This window comes from Caballeronia arvi (genome assembly GCF_001544695.2).
In the GTDB taxonomy this organism is placed as follows: Bacteria; Pseudomonadota; Gammaproteobacteria; order Burkholderiales; family Burkholderiaceae; genus Caballeronia; species Caballeronia arvi.
Genome location: NZ_FCOM02000001.1, coordinates 149,760 through 161,886, shown reverse-complemented (window position 1 = coordinate 161,886; position 12,127 = coordinate 149,760). Strand labels below are relative to the sequence as shown.

Sequence of the window (12,127 nt, the reverse complement as noted above, 5' to 3'; positions counted from 1 at the left end):
TGTGCGCCGCGAGCCACGCGCTGAAAAGGCCGATTGTGCCGAAACTCCGGGAAATCTGCCGGATCGGTCAGGCGAGCCGCGGATAGCCCTGCGATATCGCTTCGCGTTCCAAGCCGAGGATCGGAGCGTAGTCCGCGAGCGAGCGCTTGACGAGACGCTTGAGCCGAAGCCGGCGGGCAAGCGGCGCATCGCGATCGAGCGCATGCGCGAGTGCCTGAAAAAGCGTGTCGACGTCATCGTGCGGCACGCGCGCCGACGCGATGAACGGCAGCGCGGCTGCCCTGGCCGTCATGCCGATCACGCGCACACACTCCGCCAGTTCCGACAGATGCGCTTGTGCAAATGAAAACGTGACGCAATCTATCGCCGCGACATCCGCGCGCTGTTCCGCGAGCGCGCGCAGCGACGCGAGATGCGCGCCGGTTTTTGTCGCGGACGCGAAAAACCGTCCGTCGTGCGCGAATGGCGCCACCGCGTGGCGGAAGAGGTTCATGCCGCTGTTGGAATCGTCGTCGTTGTAGACAGCGCGCAGGCCGCGGCAGGCTTCGATCGATTGCGCCGCGACATGCGCCCCCGCGACGATCACGCTGCGATACGCGCCGTTCTCGCAGCCGGGCGCGTCGAAGTCGGGCGCGGCGACGAGCCGCACGCGATCCGCGAGCGCGTGCACGAGCGGATAGCCGCAGGTCTGCGACAACAGCACGTCGTCGCGCAGCCAGAACGCGGTGAGATCCGGACCCGGATCGACGATGTCGAGCGTATCGCCGCGCGCGCTCAGCCAGTTCGCGAGCTGCTCACGGACGTGCGCGAGCAGCGTGCGCCAGTCCGCGGCGAGCGCGGGCGTGACGTTGTACATCGGCAGGGCGGCGATCCAGTGCATGCGTCGAATCGTACAGGTCGGCGCGTCAGCTCGCGAGGCGGGCGGCATCGCCGCTCTGCGCGACGCGACGATCGGCGGGCGAATTCGGCGCCGCGAACGGATGCACCGGCCCGGCGCCTTGCGCGAACGCATGGCGGCGCGCCCATTCGCCGTATCCGCGCACGACGAAGCCGCCATTGCTCGCGCGATACGCGTCGCGCCGGCGCGCATAGATAACGCCGAGCGCGAACCACGGCACGCCGGGCAGATCGTGATGCACGGCATGATAGTTGTTGTTGAGAAAAAGCAGACGCCACGGCCACGCGGCTTCGTTGACGACCGTGCGTTCGCTCGGGCGCTCCGCCGCGCGATGCTCCTGGAACGAGCGCACCGACGCCAGCGCGAGCGACACATAACCGCCGCCGAACACGAACGCGCGCCATGGAATGCCGCATCGGGATTCGAGCCAGCCCGCGAGCAGCACTAGCGACGCGAGATGCACGGCCCAGCTGGCGACGATCCGCCAGCGTCCTTCAGCTATGGCCTGCGCCGCTTCCCGCCACGACGCCGCGATCGAGAACCACGGCCCGATGAGCATGCGTCCCGCGAACGTATTGCGCGCGGCGAGCGCGGCGCGCAATACGGGACCGGCGTTCGCCCATTGCCCGGGCGTCACGTAGTAGCTTTCGGGATCGCGGCCGGGCTCGGTGAGATGTGCGTCGTCGTGATGACGCAGATGCGAATCGCGATAGACCTCGTACGGAAACCACACCGCGAGCGGCGCCAGGCCGAAGAGCATGTTGACGAGCGGCCAGCGCGTCGGATGCGCGTGAATCAGTTCGTGCTGCAACGACATGTACCAGCACGACAGCACCGCGAGCAACGCGACGGCCGGAACGAGCCCGAGCGTGCGCGCATTGAGCGCGACGCCGAACCAGCCGCCGTAAATCGCGACGATCACCGCCCACGTCGGCCATTCGCTGCGCCAGCCGAAGGTTTCGCGTCGGCGCTGGAGTTCCTGGCGTTGGTCGTCGTCGAGATAGCGGGGCATGGCGGACACAGGGAAAGGCGAAGGGCCATGCTAGCGGGGCGCTCGCGCCGTCCAAACCAACGATTCCGCCTAAGGTTTTCGCGATCGGCGCAATAAGCATTCGACAGGCATTCGTGGAGCAGCCGGAATATTGGCCACGCTTTCGCGCACGGTATTCTTTGTCCCTTTAAAACCCATCGCGCGCGCCATGTCCGAGCCGATCGAGCCGCATCGCAATCTGCCGCGCAAGTCCGCGCGCCTCATCGCCGGACTGATCGCGTTCAACGTGCTCGCGTGGGTCTGGGCGCTCGTCGCGTTTCGTCACTATCCGCTCTTGCTCGGTACGTCGCTGCTCGCGTATTCGCTCGGCCTGCGCCATGCGGTCGACGCCGACCATATCGCCGCCATCGACAACGTCACGCGCAAGCTGATGCAGGAAGGCAAGCGCCCGCTCTTTATCGGCTTCTTTTTTTCGCTCGGGCATTCGACGATCGTCGTCGCGGCCACCGCGCTGATCGCCGCGACGGCGCTGGCCGTGCAAGGCCGTTTTGCGGAGTTTCGCGAGATCGGCGGGATCATCGGCACGTCGGTGTCGTCGCTTTTTTTGTTCGCCATTGCAGCGATGAACCTCTTCGTGCTGCGCGGCGTGTGGCGCGCGTTCCGGCGCGTGCGCCGCGGCGAAGCGTGCCGCGACGAAGACATCGACATGTTCGCGGTCGGCGGCGGGCCGCTCGCGCACATTGCGCGGCCGCTTTTCCGGCTGATCGGCAAGAGCTGGCACATGTATCCGCTCGGCTTTCTGTTCGGGCTCGGCTTCGACACGGCGACCGAAATCGGCCTGATGGGCATCGCGGCAGCCGAAGCGGCGCGCGGCATGCCTGTCTGGTCGATTCTCGTGTTTCCGGTGCTGTTCACGGCGGGCATGTCGCTCATCGACACCGCCGACGGCATGCTGATGACGGGCGCCTACGGCTGGGCGTTCATGAAGCCGATCCGCAAGCTCTACTACAACCTCACCGTCACGCTGATGTCGGTGCTGATCGCGGTGCTGGTCGGCGGTATCGAGGCGCTCGGGCTGATCGCGGACCGGCTGCAACTGAAGGGCGGGCTGTGGGATCTGGCGGCGTCGCTGTCCGGGCACTTCGGGATGCTCGGCTACGGGATCGTCGGCGTATTCGCGGCGTGCTGGCTCGTGTCCGCGCTGATCTACAAATGGCGCGGCTACGAATCGCTGGATCGCTGCATCGCCCGATGACGTTGGGCATTCTTCCTGCTTCGTGGATGCGCCAGCCGCTCATCCACTTCCCGTATCGAGCGGCGTTCAGGGAGAACGATCATGAACGACCCGCAAGCCGGGGCGAAATCGCCGAATCTCGATAGCGCCGAAAAAGAACAGGCAGCCGAGCATTCCGCGCCGCATCCGCTCGTGATCCATGAAATCGTGCGCGAAGAGGGCGAGGTGGCGATGGAGCGGACCTTCGGCGCGCTGATGTGGTCGGCGCTCGCCGCGGGACTGTCGATGGGCTTTTCCTTTCTCGTCCAGTCGATCCTCGAAAGCGCGCTGCCGGAGTCCAGCTGGCGCCACCTGATTTCGAGCTTCGGCTATACGATCGGCTTCGTGTTCGTAATTCTCGGGCGCCAGCAGCTTTTCACGGAAAGCACGCTGACGGCGGTGCTGCCCGTGCTCACGCGGCGCGATGTCAAGACCTTGCTCAAGGCGCTGCGGCTCTGGGCGATCGTGCTGTTCTTCAATCTCGTCGGCACGGCGATCTTTGCGGGCATCCTCCAGATTCGCGGCGTGTTCTCGCCGGAAGTCAGCGACGCGCTCGCCCACGTTTCGATGGCGCCGCTGTCCGCGGATTTCGGCGTGACGCTCGTACGCGGCGTGTTCTCGGGCTGGCTCATCGCGCTGATGGTCTGGCTGCTGCCGAGCGCGCGCTCGGGGCGGCTGCTCACGATTCTGCTCGTGACCTACACCGTCGCCGTGAGCAAGCTCACGCATGTGATCGCCGGCTCGGTCGAATCCGCCTATGCGGTGATGATCGGCGCGGCCAGCGTCTCCGATTACTTCCTCGTGTTCCTTATCCCGACGTTCCTCGGCAACGTGATCGGCGGCGTATCGCTGGTCGCGATCGTCAATCATGCGGCGATCGCGCCGGAGATCACGAACCTGCCGCGGGAAGATCGCGACTGAACGGAGCGCGGCTCATTTGTTGTTGCCCGCGCCCGTGCCGTAGAGGCCGTTTCCGAAGCCGGTGCTGCCATCGGATTTATGGTCCTTGCCAGCGGTCGCGGCGCGCCCCTTCGCCGCATCCTTCGATTGCGGCTTCTGCGATTCATGCATCGGCGCGCCCGACGGCTCGTTACGCGAGTTCGAATCCGACTGACGCTGTTCCTGACGCCCGGTGCCGCCGTCGTTCGTGATTTGCGCGACGCCGTAGGTGCTGAATGCCGCGATGACGCTGGCGAAGAGCATCGGCCAGAGTCGGCGCACGCGGCCGTGACGATGAATGGACATGACGACTCCCGGCATGATCGAAAGACTTGCTTTCGAGCATGAACGATGCCTGGCGAGCCGGCCGGGCGCGTTCGAAACGCGCGTGCCGTGAATCGTGGAAAGTTCGAATGGCCGTTGCACGCCCGGCGCGGGAAGCGTCGGCGTGCAACGATGGGATCGCGCCGCGGCGCGAGGGGCGAAAGCGGTGGTTCAGGCCGCTTTCGCCCAGAGCCTGTTGGTCGATTTCCTGCGGCTGCCGGAGCCGTCGCGCGGGCCGCTGTCGACCGTGTCGAGCGCAATGCGCAGCGCTTCGATGCGCTGCTTCTGCGCCGGAACGAGCGCATAGCCTTTCATCACGGCCGTGAGCCGCTCGCGCCAGTATTCGACGTTGAGCGTGCCGGAAGATTGCTTGTGCATCGTGCGAAGCTGCGCGAGCGCGCGCTCGATATGTTGCAGTTCGATATCGGCCAATGCCGAGGGCAAAAGGCTGCCCTTGGCCTCACTTTTCTTCTTCTTCATGTGGTCTTCCTCTCGGCCATGCGGCGCGTGATCCCGACTTCGGACACGCGCGCCGTACAGGCACCCCGTTCACCCGCACTATTTTTTGAACCCGTCGCGGGTGGCCCTTGCTCTTTTATTCGGATGACCGATCGTCGCCCTTCTCAATGGGCCCGATCGTTAGCAAAAATGTACGCAAGGCGAGGCTGCCGGCTCCGTCTGTCATCGCACATTGGTGCAAGCTGACAACAGGATTTCGATGTTGCGCCGCGAGAGGAGCGGCGCGGCCGAGGGGATGAAGCGCTTACTCGTCGCGTTTGGCCGTGTGCTTGCCGCTGCGGCCGATCTGCTCTTCCATCGCGATGTCGAGCTTGCTGACCTTGCGCGGCTTCGCGGGCTCGCGTGCGTTGACGAACGCGACGAAGTCGTCCATCGGCATCGGCTCGGAGAGCTTTTTCGAGCCAACGGCTGAGCGCTCGGCGAGATAGAAGAAGCCGCCGGGCATCGCGATGGCGGCATAGTTCGCGTTGCCGCTGCGGGTTTTGAGCCGTTCGACGGCGCTGATGGCTTTGGTCGAGCGCATGTTGGGTGTGGATGTTTTCCGTGAGTTATTTATCCGTCGAGTCCTGGCTCGGCGTGTCCGATGGCGCGCACTTCTTGCCCGCGCCCTCGATCCAAAGGTTCGACGGATGACGCTTGCCTGGATAGAAGCGGTACGTGGTTTCGCCGTTGTCGTAACGCACCTTGATCACGTTCGAATCGCCGAACTCGAGCATCACGCCTTGCGGAATGGCGGTCTGCTGATATTTCGCGTCGTGCTTCTTCGCTTCGTCGGCGATGCATTGCACGATGCCGTTGACCTTGTTCTGCGTCGACGACTTTTCGACTTCGGGTTGTCCGGCGTCTTCGTTGTGAAACTGGGCGCAGGCGGCGAAAAGCACAGGCAGCGCGAGCGCCGCGGCGAGTTTTTTCATGGTGTTTCCCGTGTTGTCTCGGTGTGCCGAACACGACATTAGAGCACAAGCCCTTTACAGTCCGGTCAGGTTCGCGGGGATGTTTCCGAGCGTTGCAGCAGGCGGCGCAGCAAGGGCCGCGCCGGCCTGCGCGGCATCCGTCACGCGTCCGGCGGCACGCCGAGCAGCGGCAGCGCCCCGCCGACGATGCCCGAGAACACCGGACCCGCGACCGTGCCGCCGTAGTAGGTGCCACCCGTGGGTTCGTCGATCATCACGGCGACGATCAGGCGCGGATCGCTCATCGGCGCGATGCCGACGAAGGACGCGCGGTATTTGTTCGCCGCATACGAGCGCCCGACCTGCTTGCGCGCGGTGCCCGTCTTGCCGCCGACGCGATAGCCGTCGACCGCCGCGGCGCGGCCGGTGCCGTGATCGCCGATCGCCATTTCGAGCATGTTGCGCACGGCTTTCGCCGTTGCGGGCTTGGTCACCTGAGGGGACGCGCGGCGCGTTTCGCCCTGGATCAGCGTGGCCGCGTGAAAGCGGCCGTCGCCGGCGTAAGCGGTATAAATCTGCGCGATCTGCACGAGCGACAGCGAGAGGCCGTAGCCATAGGCCATCGTCGCCTGCTCGATCGGCTTCCAGCGCTCGGGCGCACGCAGACGCCCGGTCGCTGCGCCCGGAAAAGTCAGTTCCGGCGCACGGCCGATGCCGTAATCGCGATACTTGTCCCAGATGGTTTGCGCGGGAATCTGCAGCGCGAGCTTCGTGAGCGCGACGTTGCTCGACATCTGCACCGCCTCGGCCACGGTGATGACGCCGTGATTCGAGGTGTCGTGGATCACGTTCGGGCCGAGCTTGAACGTGCCCGGCGCCGTGTCGATACGCGTGTCGGGCCGCACCTTGCCCAGATCGATCGACAGCGCGGCGACGAGCGGCTTGATCGTCGAGCCGGGCTCGAAGGTGTCGGTGAGCGCGCGGTTGCGCAACTGCTCGCCGGTGAGGCGCGCGCGATCGTTCGGATCGAAGCTCGGATAGTTCGCGAGCGCGAGCACTTCGCCGTTTTTGGCATCGAGCACGACGACGCTGCCCGCGCGCGCCTTGTGCTTCGCGATCGCCGCCTTCAGTTGCGAATACGCGAGCTGCTGGATGCGCCGGTCGATCGTCAGCTGGATGGTCTCGCCGTTCTGCGGCAGCGCTGGCTCGCCGATCTGCGACACGACGCGCCCCAGCCGGTCGCGGATCACTTCGCGCTGGCCGGCTTCGCCCGTGAGGCGCTTGTCGGCGGCGAGTTCGACGCCTTCCTGCCCGTGATCTTCGTTATTGGTGAAGCCGACCACGTGCGCCGCCGATTCGCCTTCGGGATAAAAACGCTTCGTATCCGGCGCGAGCGTGATGCCCGCGCGCCCGATCTGCGCGATGCGCTCGGCGGTTTCCGCTTCCACCTGACGTTTGAGCAGCACGAACGCGCGGCTGCCGTCGATGCGCCGTTGCAGGTCTTTCGGCGGCATGTCGAGCAGGCGCGCGATTTCGTTGCCGTGATCGCCGTCGAAGAGTTTGGGCGTCGCCCAGACTTCGTACGTGGCGAGGCTCACGGCGAGCATCGCGCCGTTACGGTCGACGATGCGTCCGCGCGTCGCCGAGAGCGCCAGCGTGCGCTGATAGCGCTTCTGTCCTTCGCCGAGATAGAACTTGTGGTCGATCACCTGCACCCACAGCGCGCGCCCGGCGAGCGCCATGAAGGCCGCCGTCACGCCGATGAGCACGAGGCGCGAGCGCCACGCGGGCAGGGGATGCACGAGCACCGTGCTGCGATGATGCGTCTGGAAATCGCTGCCGCCGCGCGTCTTCTTCTTGAACATCGTGGTCTTGTGATTAAGCTTGGTTGTGCCGACCGGAACGCGCGTCTCAGGGAAGGCGCGCGAGGGCGGCGTCGAGATCGGCGCTATCCGGCAGACGAATGCCGAGTTCGTTTTCGAGGACGCGGCGCAGATCCGCCGCATCGCCGAGTTCGCGATGCGCGCTGCCTTCGTGTTCGTCGTGCGCCGAGAAACGCCGGTTGAAGAGGCCGTAGCGCTTGCCCGGCGCGAGGCGCGCGGCAAGCAGGTTGTGCACGAAAATCGACTGCGGCCAGGTGGACACGAAATGGTTGGCCATTTCGTAGTCGGCGTCATACTGCGGGTCGAGGTCGAACCGATAGACACTCGTCCATGCGCCGTTCACGAGCGCCTTCAGGATGTAGCCGTGCGGTTCGCCGCCGGCGTCGTCGAGGCGAAACGCGCCGTGAGGCGTGATCTGCTCGAGGCCGGTTTGTAGCGCGAGCGGCGCGGAGAGCGTCATGCCGCCGAAGCCGACATCGGTGAGGAAGGTGCCTTCGTCGACGTCGACGAGCAGCAGCATGTGCATGCGCGCCGGCATTTCGGACGCTTCGCGGCCCCACAGGACACGGCCCGCGAAGCTGCGCACGCGAAAACCCAGTGTCTCGAGTACGCTGCGAAACAGCAGATTGTGTTCGTAGCAGTAACCGCCGCGCCGGCTCGTGACGAGTTTGCGCTGGATGGATTCCCGATCGAGTCTGACCGGGCGGCCGAGCAGAACGTCGAGATTTTCGAAGGGAATGGCCTGCGGATGCAGCAGATGCAGCGCACGCAGCGTGTCGAGCGTCGGCGCGGGCCGGGCGGGACCGCCGAAGCCGATGCGCTCGAAATAGGCGATAAGGTCGATGGAAGTGTCGTGTGCGTTCATGAGGTGTCCCGGCCTTGGGTTGTCGACGCCGTCGTCGATGTCGCAGTGTCCGCGCGCTCCGTCGCAAGCGCGCATATTTTACGACACGAAAGGTTAAAAATTACAAAAAGCATACGTTTTTCGATTCGAATGCCTGCGGCACGTCGTCCGAATGAACTGTGCCGCATCGATGCAGGTCTTTCCAGGTTCAAGCGCAACCGACAAGGGGCGACACGCCATGCAGAAAGAAGCGAACGAAACGAATCAGTCGAACCAGGCCAAACCAGCCAACCCCGCCGCGAGCGCGACCTGCGCCGGCAAGCATCCCGCACCGCCTTGCACGCTCGTGATCTTCGGCGCGGGCGGCGATCTCACCAAGCGGCTTTTGATGCCGTCGCTCTACAACCTGTCCGCCGACAAGCTGCTCGACGACGACATGGAAATCATCGGCGTGAACCACGGCGAGCGCGAGACGTCAGATTGGCGCGACGAGCTCACGCAATCGCTGCGCAAGTTCGCCGCGGACAAGGCCGCGACCTTCCACACGTCGCAATTGAACGAGGACGCGTGGAACTGGGTCGTCGGACGGCTCGAGTATTTTCCCGGGGAATTCGAGGAAGACGAGACGTTCGCGCGGCTCAAGGCGCGGCTGCAAAAGGCGAAATCGGGCAACGTCGTGTTCTACCTCGCGGTGGGCGCGCGCTTTTTCGAACCGATCATCAAGCATCTCGGCGCAGCGGGGTTGCTCGAAGAGAAGGACGGCAATTTCAGGCGCATCGTGATCGAGAAGCCCTTCGGCAGCGATCTCGCGTCCGCGAAGGAACTCAACCGCAGCCTGCTCGAATTCGCGGACGAGTCGCAGGTGTATCGCATCGATCATTTTCTCGGCAAGGACACGGTGCAGAGCATTCTCGCGGTGCGCTTCGCCAACGCGATGTTCGAGCCGGTCTGGCGGCGCGAGTACATCGACAACGTGCAGATCACGGCGGCGGAAACCATCGGCGTGGAAGGGCGCGGCAGGTTCTACGAGCAGACAGGCGCGTTTCGCGACATGCTGCCGAACCATCTGTTCCAGTTGCTCGGCATGGTGGCGATGGAGCCGCCCAATTCGTTCGACGCCGAATCCGTGCGCGACCGCAAAGCCGAAGTCTTCGACGCGATCCGCCCGCTCACGGCGAACGACGTCGTTCTCGGTCAGTACGAAGCGGGCCCGGCCGGTCCGGGCTATAAGGAAGAGCCGGGCGTCGCGAAGGACAGCCGCACCGAGACCTATGCGGCGGCGCGCGTGTATGTCGAGAACTGGCGCTGGGCGGGCGTGCCGTTTTATCTGCGCACCGGCAAGCGGTTGACGGAGCGGCGCACGGAAATTTCAGTGCAACTGAAGGCCGTGCCGTTTCTGCTGTTTCGCGATACGCCCGTCGATGCGCTGACGCCGAATGTTTTCACGCTGCGCATCGATCCGTCGCACGGCACGAGTTTCGACTTCAATGTGAAGGTACCCGGTCCGGTCATGCAGATCGGCAAGGTGCGCTCGAGATTCAGCTACGCGGATTTCTTCGCGGAGCGCGCGAACGTCGGCTACGAGACGCTGCTCTACGACTGCATGCTCGGCGACGCGACGCTCTTTCAGCGCGCGGACAGCATCGAGACGGCGTGGGCGGCGGTGGATCGCGTGCTGCATCCGGACAGTCCGCTCGTCGTGCACGGCTATGCGGCGGGCAGCGCGGGACCGGCTCAGGCGGACCAACTGCTGGCGCAGGACGGCCGCACGTGGCGCTCGCTCACCGATACGCAAAAGAACGACTGACCTCATCCCAACCAAAAGGACAACGAGCGTGAGCACAGAATCCAAAGCCAAACAGAAGACGCATGTCTCTGCCGACAAACTCGCGATCAGGGCCGAGCGCATTCTCGCGATCGATATCGGCGGGACCGGGCTGAAAGCGGCCGTCATCTCCGAGGACGGCGAGATGAAGAGCGACCGCGTGCGCGTGGCGACACCGCATCCGGCGAAGCCCGACGTGGTCGTCGAGACGCTGATCGAACTGGTGAAGCCGATCGTCGCGGAGCCGCCGACGCACATTTCCATCGGCTTTCCGGGCGTCGTGCGCGACAACCTCGTGCTGACCGCGCCGAATCTCGGCACCCCGGCGTGGCGCGGCGTGCCGCTCGCGCAGCTGCTCTCCGAGCGCCTCGGCAACGTGCCCGCGCGCATGATCAACGACGCCGAAATGCAAGGGCTCGCGGCGATCGAAGGGCGCGGCATCGAGCTGGTATTGACGCTCGGCACCGGCGCGGGCACGGCGCTCTTTCGCGACGGCGAGCTGATGCCGCATCTGGAGCTCGCGCATCATCCGGTCGCGAAGGACAAGACCTACGACGAATACATCGGCAACGCGGCGCGCGAGAAGGCGGGCAAGAAGCGCTGGAGCCGGCGCGTGGAGAAGATCATCGGCATTCTCGCGACGCTCGTGAACTACGACCGTCTGTGGATCGGCGGCGGCAACGCGGCGCACATCAAGTTCAAGCTGCCCGATAACGTGGCGATCGTGTCGAACGCCGCGGGCATCGAAGGCGGCGCGCGGCTGTGGCATCCGCGCTCGGTGCGCGAGACGCGTCAGCTGCCGCACTTCAATCAGCGGGAAGGGGCGCACTGATGAACGCCAACGGCAAATTCGGCCTCGTCAGCGCATCCGGCGACGGCGCCGCGGCCTTCGACGCGCTCGCCCAGGCGGAACTCGTCGTGACCGACTGCGACGGCACGCTGCTCTACACCGACAAGACACTCGGCCAGCCTGCCATCGACGCGGTGCGCCGCCTGCGCGAAGCCGGCGTGCGCTTCACGGTGGCGAGCAGCCGGCCGGGCAAGGGCATGCGGCATATCGTCGAGCCGCTCGGCATCGACATGCCGTACGCGTCGTACAACGGCGGCAGCCTGGTTCGGCCGAAGACGTGGGAAGTGCTGTCGTCGCACAAGCTGCCGCGCGATGTCGTGCAGACGTCGCTCGAAGCGTTCGCCGCCGCGAATGTCGACGTGTGGGTCTTCATCGACGACAACTGGTATCTCACCAATCCCGATGCGACCTACGTGCCGCTCGAAACGCGCACTGTCGGCTACGAAGGCGTGCTCGTCACGCGTTTCGACGATATCGATCTCGACGCGGTCGACAAGATCGTCGGCTCGACGGCCGATACGGCGCTGCTCGCGCGCGTAGAACCGAACTTGCAGAAGCAGCTGGAAGGCCGGGGCCATGCGGCGCGCTCGCAGACCTATTATCTCGACGTGACGAGCCTCGAAGCGAACAAGGGCACGGCGGTGCGCGAACTCGCGCGCATCGCGAACGTGCCGCTCGAACGCGTGGCCGTGCTCGGCGACATGGGCAACGACATGGCGATGTTCGAGATCGCGGGTGTATCGATCGCGATGGGACAGGCGTCGGAAACCGTGCAGCGTCGCGCGAGCCTGGTCTCGAAGAGCAACGACGAAGACGGCTTCGCGATCGGCATCGACGCGCTGCTGGCGGCGCGTCAAGAGGCTCGAAACGGGTAGGGCAGGCATCGAC

At 65.2% G+C, this 12,127-nt stretch carries 13 protein-coding genes; 5 read left to right on the top strand and 8 right to left on the bottom strand.

Annotation, left to right across the window (positions count from 1 at the left end):
• Positions 1-67 precede the first annotated feature (67 nt).
• Together AWB74_RS00735 and AWB74_RS00730 are read right to left on the bottom strand one after the other, a co-directional pair.
• Positions 68-880, bottom strand: a complete 813-nt coding sequence (locus AWB74_RS00735; RefSeq protein WP_061144865.1) for a phosphate/phosphite/phosphonate ABC transporter substrate-binding protein — start codon at positions 878-880, stop codon at positions 68-70.
• Positions 881-905: 25 nt separating this feature from the next.
• A complete protein-coding gene (locus AWB74_RS00730; RefSeq protein ID WP_061144864.1) occupies positions 906-1,910 on the bottom strand; it encodes a fatty acid desaturase in 1,005 nt (334 codons plus the stop codon).
• A gap of 187 nt (positions 1,911-2,097) precedes the next feature.
• On the opposite strand from AWB74_RS00730, the gene AWB74_RS00725 reads away from it, so the two are divergent.
• Together AWB74_RS00725 and AWB74_RS00720 are read left to right on the top strand one after the other, a co-directional pair.
• Positions 2,098-3,144, top strand: coding sequence for a HoxN/HupN/NixA family nickel/cobalt transporter (locus tag AWB74_RS00725; RefSeq protein WP_061144863.1), 1,047 nt, complete (start codon positions 2,098-2,100; stop codon positions 3,142-3,144).
• 81 nt (positions 3,145-3,225) lie between these two features.
• Complete coding sequence (locus AWB74_RS00720; RefSeq protein WP_061144862.1) at positions 3,226-4,083, top strand: formate/nitrite transporter family protein; 858 nt, start codon at positions 3,226-3,228, stop codon at positions 4,081-4,083.
• A gap of 12 nt (positions 4,084-4,095) precedes the next feature.
• On the opposite strand, the gene AWB74_RS00715 is transcribed toward AWB74_RS00720, so the two are convergent.
• The 6 genes from AWB74_RS00715 to AWB74_RS00690 all read right to left on the bottom strand — a co-directional run bounded on the left by AWB74_RS00715 (position 4,096) and on the right by AWB74_RS00690 (position 8,585).
• The gene (locus AWB74_RS00715; RefSeq protein ID WP_061145233.1) at positions 4,096-4,407 is read right to left on the bottom strand and encodes a hypothetical protein; all 312 of its coding nucleotides are present in this window, start codon (positions 4,405-4,407) and stop codon (positions 4,096-4,098) included.
• A gap of 189 nt (positions 4,408-4,596) precedes the next feature.
• Positions 4,597-4,905, bottom strand: a complete 309-nt coding sequence (locus tag AWB74_RS00710) for a hypothetical protein (RefSeq protein ID WP_061144861.1) — start codon at positions 4,903-4,905, stop codon at positions 4,597-4,599.
• Between the two features lie 283 nt (positions 4,906-5,188).
• Entirely contained in the window at positions 5,189-5,467 is a 279-nt protein-coding gene (locus tag AWB74_RS00705; protein WP_061144860.1) for a hypothetical protein, read from the bottom strand.
• A 25-nt stretch (positions 5,468-5,492) separates the two neighbouring features.
• Positions 5,493-5,858, bottom strand: a complete 366-nt coding sequence (locus tag AWB74_RS00700; RefSeq protein WP_061123516.1) for a hypothetical protein — start codon at positions 5,856-5,858, stop codon at positions 5,493-5,495.
• 140 nt (positions 5,859-5,998) lie between these two features.
• Positions 5,999-7,702 (bottom strand): peptidoglycan D,D-transpeptidase FtsI family protein, encoded by a 1,704-nt coding sequence (locus AWB74_RS00695; RefSeq protein ID WP_061144859.1) that lies wholly within the window; start codon positions 7,700-7,702, stop codon positions 5,999-6,001.
• Between the two features lie 46 nt (positions 7,703-7,748).
• Positions 7,749-8,585, bottom strand: coding sequence for an arylamine N-acetyltransferase family protein (locus tag AWB74_RS00690; RefSeq protein ID WP_061145232.1), 837 nt, complete (start codon positions 8,583-8,585; stop codon positions 7,749-7,751).
• A gap of 217 nt (positions 8,586-8,802) precedes the next feature.
• Here AWB74_RS00690 and zwf point away from each other — a divergent pair, with 217 nt between their 5' ends.
• The 3 genes from zwf to AWB74_RS00675 are packed head-to-tail and all read left to right on the top strand — an operon-like array spanning position 8,803 to position 12,114.
• Positions 8,803-10,371, top strand: a complete 1,569-nt coding sequence (gene zwf / locus AWB74_RS00685) for a glucose-6-phosphate dehydrogenase (protein ID WP_087038768.1) — start codon at positions 8,803-8,805, stop codon at positions 10,369-10,371.
• 28 nt (positions 10,372-10,399) lie between these two features.
• Positions 10,400-11,221, top strand: a complete 822-nt coding sequence (locus AWB74_RS00680; RefSeq protein WP_061144858.1) for an ROK family protein — start codon at positions 10,400-10,402, stop codon at positions 11,219-11,221.
• Positions 11,221-12,114, top strand: a complete 894-nt coding sequence (locus AWB74_RS00675; protein WP_061144857.1) for a Cof-type HAD-IIB family hydrolase — start codon at positions 11,221-11,223, stop codon at positions 12,112-12,114. The genes AWB74_RS00680 and AWB74_RS00675 overlap by 1 nt, the downstream gene beginning before the upstream one ends.
• Positions 12,115-12,127: the final 13 nt, after the last annotated feature.

Coding starts and splice junctions, on each gene's coding strand:
- AWB74_RS00710 (WP_061144861.1), bottom strand. CDS start 4,905: ATGAAGAAGAAGAAAAGTGAGGCCAAGGGCAGCCTTTTGCCCTCGGCA.
- AWB74_RS00695 (WP_061144859.1), bottom strand. CDS start 7,702: ATGTTCAAGAAGAAGACGCGCGGCGGCAGCGATTTCCAGACGCATCAT.
- AWB74_RS00720 (WP_061144862.1), top strand. CDS start 3,226: ATGAACGACCCGCAAGCCGGGGCGAAATCGCCGAATCTCGATAGCGCC.
- AWB74_RS00725 (WP_061144863.1), top strand. CDS start 2,098: ATGTCCGAGCCGATCGAGCCGCATCGCAATCTGCCGCGCAAGTCCGCG.
- AWB74_RS00705 (WP_061144860.1), bottom strand. CDS start 5,467: ATGCGCTCGACCAAAGCCATCAGCGCCGTCGAACGGCTCAAAACCCGC.
- AWB74_RS00690 (WP_061145232.1), bottom strand. CDS start 8,585: ATGAACGCACACGACACTTCCATCGACCTTATCGCCTATTTCGAGCGC.
- AWB74_RS00730 (WP_061144864.1), bottom strand. CDS start 1,910: ATGCCCCGCTATCTCGACGACGACCAACGCCAGGAACTCCAGCGCCGA.
- AWB74_RS00700 (WP_061123516.1), bottom strand. CDS start 5,858: ATGAAAAAACTCGCCGCGGCGCTCGCGCTGCCTGTGCTTTTCGCCGCC.
- AWB74_RS00715 (WP_061145233.1), bottom strand. CDS start 4,407: ATGTCCATTCATCGTCACGGCCGCGTGCGCCGACTCTGGCCGATGCTC.
- AWB74_RS00735 (WP_061144865.1), bottom strand. CDS start 880: ATGCACTGGATCGCCGCCCTGCCGATGTACAACGTCACGCCCGCGCTC.
- zwf (WP_087038768.1), top strand. CDS start 8,803: ATGCAGAAAGAAGCGAACGAAACGAATCAGTCGAACCAGGCCAAACCA.
- AWB74_RS00675 (WP_061144857.1), top strand. CDS start 11,221: ATGAACGCCAACGGCAAATTCGGCCTCGTCAGCGCATCCGGCGACGGC.